The organism is Aquabacterium sp. (genome assembly GCF_014378415.1).
In the GTDB taxonomy this organism is placed as follows: Bacteria; Pseudomonadota; Gammaproteobacteria; order Burkholderiales; family Burkholderiaceae_C; genus Aquabacterium.
This window is the reverse complement of sequence record NZ_JACMNS010000110.1, coordinates 1-3,553: the sequence shown is the minus strand read 5'-3', so window position 1 is coordinate 3,553 and position 3,553 is coordinate 1. Positions and strand designations below refer to the sequence as shown.

General features: G+C 62.5%; 5 protein-coding genes. All 5 read left to right on the top strand.

Going from position 1 to position 3,553, the window contains the following annotated elements; all coding sequences use genetic code 11:
• The first annotated feature begins 22 nt into the window (after positions 1–22).
• Complete coding sequence (gene flgB, locus H7225_RS10055) at positions 23–460, top strand: flagellar basal body rod protein FlgB (RefSeq protein WP_290661403.1); 438 nt, start codon at positions 23–25, stop codon at positions 458–460.
• A 15-nt stretch (positions 461–475) separates the two neighbouring features.
• Positions 476–886, top strand: a complete 411-nt coding sequence (gene flgC / locus H7225_RS10050) for a flagellar basal body rod protein FlgC (protein WP_290661401.1) — start codon at positions 476–478, stop codon at positions 884–886.
• Positions 887–904: 18 nt separating this feature from the next.
• Positions 905–1,585: a flagellar hook capping FlgD N-terminal domain-containing protein gene (locus H7225_RS10045; RefSeq protein WP_290661399.1), complete on the top strand. Its 681-nt coding sequence runs from the start codon at positions 905–907 to the stop codon at positions 1,583–1,585.
• 32 nt (positions 1,586–1,617) lie between these two features.
• On the top strand, positions 1,618–2,976 hold the full coding sequence (gene flgE / locus H7225_RS10040; RefSeq protein WP_290661397.1) for a flagellar hook protein FlgE: 1,359 nt from the start codon (positions 1,618–1,620) through the stop codon (positions 2,974–2,976).
• A gap of 34 nt (positions 2,977–3,010) precedes the next feature.
• Positions 3,011–3,553: flagellar basal body rod protein FlgF (gene flgF / locus H7225_RS10035; RefSeq protein ID WP_290661395.1), on the top strand; the 543-nt coding region annotated here is incomplete at its 3' end.

Here is a 3,553-nt window from a genome sequence, read left to right as displayed (position 1 = left end):
CTCACAGGCCGGAGGGCTTGCCATGCTGAACAGATTGACCGACACCCTTAACTTCCAGGCTGATGCACTGTCACTGCGATCTGAGCGCCAGCGCCTGATCGCCAGCAACATCGCGAATGCCGACACCCCGAACTACCAGGCGCGGGATTTCGACTTTGCCAGCGCGCTGCGCAATGCGACGGGTCAAGCATCGTCAGGCCAGTCTGGGCTGACACCCGGCCAGCTGCAACTGGCCACCGCCAGCGCCGGCCACCTGGGACGCGGCGGTGCGCCCGCCGGCAGCAAAGAGCAAGCCGACTTGAACTACGCCACGCCCGCACAAACCAACCTGGACCGCAACACCGTCGACATGGACCGCGAGCGCGCCAGCTTTGCCGACAACACGGTTCGCTATGAAGCCACCTTGCGCTTCATCAACAGCCAGGTCAAAACGCTCAACACGGCCATCACTGGCCAGTGACCGGGGTAAACCACCATGTCCATGTTCAGCATCTTCAACGTCTCTGGCAGCGCGGTCAGCGCGCAGGCCCAGCGGCTCAACGTCGTGGCCTCCAACCTGGCCAACGCCGACACCGTGGCTGGGCCGGATCGCTCGCCCTACAAGGCCCGCCAGGTGGTGTTCACCACCACGCCCATGGGCGAAGTGGGCACGGCCGGCGTCACGGTGAGCAACATCACCGAAGACAACACCCCAGGCCGCCGCGTGCTCGACCCCAAGCACCCGCAGGCCGACGCCGATGGCTACGTGACCTACAGCAACGTGAACCCGGTGGAAGAGATGGTCAACATGATCTCCGCCTCGCGTTCGTACCAGAACAACATCGAAGTGATGAACACCGCCAAGAGCCTGCTGCTGAAAACACTGCAGCTCGGTCAAGGCACCTGACTTACCTAAGGACATGACATGAGCACAGTATCGTCAACCGGCAACTCCGTTCTCGACAAGATCAACGGCGTCAAAGCCGCTGCCAGCGACAAGACGACGGAGGCCTCAGACCGCTTCCTGAAGTTGCTGGTCACGCAGATGCAAAACCAGGATCCGCTCAACCCAATGGACAACGCGCAGGTCACCAGCCAGATGGCGCAGATCAGCACGGTGACCGGCATTGAAAAACTCAACACCACCATGGGTGGCGTGACCGATGGCTTCAGCCAGATGCAGTTGCTGCAAGGCGCCAGCCTGGTGGGCCACCAGGTGCTGGTCGAAGGTAAGCAGTTGGTCGCAGGCACGGTCAAGGCCGACGATGGCACCAGCAGCACGGTCGCTTCGGGTGCATTCGATCTGAGCGGCAGCGCGGCTAATGTGTCGATCAACGTGATCGACGCTGCAGGCCAGGTGGTCGACACCATCAGCAAGGGCTCGCAGACCGCCGGTCTGCACAGCTTCCAGTGGACTGTGCCCAGCACCATGTCCAGCGAAGGTTTGACCTTCAAGGTGGCCGCCAAAAACGGCAGCACCGACGTCAGCCACACGAGCCTCATGAACGACCAGGTTGATGCCATCAGCAACAGCAACGGCACCTTGAACCTGGAACTGCGCAACAGCGGCAGCACGGCTTACAGCAAGATCAAAGTCGTCGTTTAATTTTCAAAGCAGTACCCCGAAAGGACAACACCATGGGCTTCCAACAAGGTCTCTCCGGTCTGAATGTATCGGCTCGCAATCTGGAGGTGATTGGCAACAACGTGGCCAACACCAGCACCTATGGCGCCAAGGCCTCGCGGGCCGAGTTCTCGGACATGTACGCCGCAGCATTGAACGGCTCTGGCACCAGCGCGGTCGGCATTGGCGCCACCGTGGCCGCCGTGGCCCAGCAGTTCACGCAGGGCAACATCAGCACCACCGACAACCCCATGGACCTGGCCGTCAACGGCAATGGTTTCTTCCAGGTGCAGGATGGTCGCAACCAGACCTTCTTCAGCCGCAACGGCCAGTTCAAGATCGACCGCGACGGCTTCATCGTCAACAACGCCCAGCACAAGCTGCTGGGCTTCCAGGCCGACCTGACGGGCAACATCACCAACACGAGTGACCTGGTCCCCATCCAACTGACCACCGGCGGCATTGCCCCAAAGAAGACGGACAAGACCAGCATTGAAATGAACTTCAAGTCGACCGACTCGATCAAGAGTGTCGGGATCGACTTCAGCGATAACACCACCTACAACTTCACCACGTCGCAGACCATGTACGACGTGAAGGGCCAGTCGGTGGGCATGGCCTACTACTTCCAGAAGGTGGGCGACAACAAGTGGGACATGTACGTCACCGCCAACGGCTCAGCCATCCAGACCGATGGTTCGGGCGCCGCGGCCAAGGCCGCCACGCTGACCTTCCCCACCTCGGGGGGCACCCCGGCCGACCTGGGCAATGGCAGCCCGGTTGAAGGCAACCCCGGCACGATCACCACCTACGACGCCAGTGGCAACGCCGTGGCCACCTCGTCGACCGGCAGCTTCACGCTGCCCGACATCCCCAAAGTCAACGTCACCAATGCCAGCAAGGTGCCGCCCATCGCGCAGACCGAAGTCGTCAGCGGTGTGACGATGGACCTGTCCAAGGCCACAGAGTACGCCGGCAACTTCGCGGTGACCAACCTGTCGCAGACCGGCTATGCGCCGGGTGACTTGTCCAGCATCACCGTGGACGCCACCGGCGTGATCCTGGCGCGCTACTCCAACGGCCAGTCCAAACCTGCGGGCCAATTGGTGACCGCCAGCTTCCGCAATCCGCAAGGCCTGCAACCTCAGGGCAGCAACGAATGGTCTGCCACCTTCGCGTCCAACGCGCCAGTCACGGGCGCGCCGGGCACGGGCAACCTGGGCTTGCTGCAATCGGGCGCTCTGGAAGAATCTAACGTGGACCTGACCGGCGAGCTGGTCAACATGATGGTGGCGCAGCGCATGTACCAGGCTAACGCGCAGACCATCAAGACCGAAGACCAGATCCTGCAGACCCTGGTGAACCTGCGTTGATGCACCGCACCGCCAGCCTTAACCGGAGCACACCATGGATCGGATGATTTATGTCGGCATGGCCGGCGCCAAGATGGACATGCAGCGCCAGGACGTGCTCGCCAACAACTTGGCCAACATCAGCACCACGGGCTTTCGGGCCGAGCTGCAAGCCATTCGGGCCGTGCCGGTGCGCGGCGATGGTGCCTCCACACGCGTTTATTCGATCGAGACCACGGTGGGCTACGACGACTCGCAAGGCCCCATCTCGACCACGGGTCGCCCGCTGGACGTGGCCTTGCAAGGCAAATCGATGCTGGCCGTGAGCGCGCTGGACGGCACAGAAGCCTACACGCGCTTCGGCTCACTGACGGTGAACAATGAGGGCGTGCTGATGACCCAGAGCGGCTTGCCCGTGCTGGGCGACGGCGGCCCGATCACCATCCCGCAGAACGCTCAGGCCAGCATCGCGCCCGATGGCACGGTCAGCGCCAAGGAGGCCAGCGGCAAGATCACCGGCATCGGCAAGCTCAAGCTGGTCACCCCGGAAACCAAGCTGACGCGGGGCGAGGATGGCCTGTTTCGCGACCCCGGCGGG

Coding starts and splice junctions, on each gene's coding strand:
- flgB (WP_290661403.1), top strand. CDS start 23: ATGCTGAACAGATTGACCGACACCCTTAACTTCCAGGCTGATGCACTG.
- flgE (WP_290661397.1), top strand. CDS start 1,618: ATGGGCTTCCAACAAGGTCTCTCCGGTCTGAATGTATCGGCTCGCAAT.
- flgC (WP_290661401.1), top strand. CDS start 476: ATGTCCATGTTCAGCATCTTCAACGTCTCTGGCAGCGCGGTCAGCGCG.
- H7225_RS10045 (WP_290661399.1), top strand. CDS start 905: ATGAGCACAGTATCGTCAACCGGCAACTCCGTTCTCGACAAGATCAAC.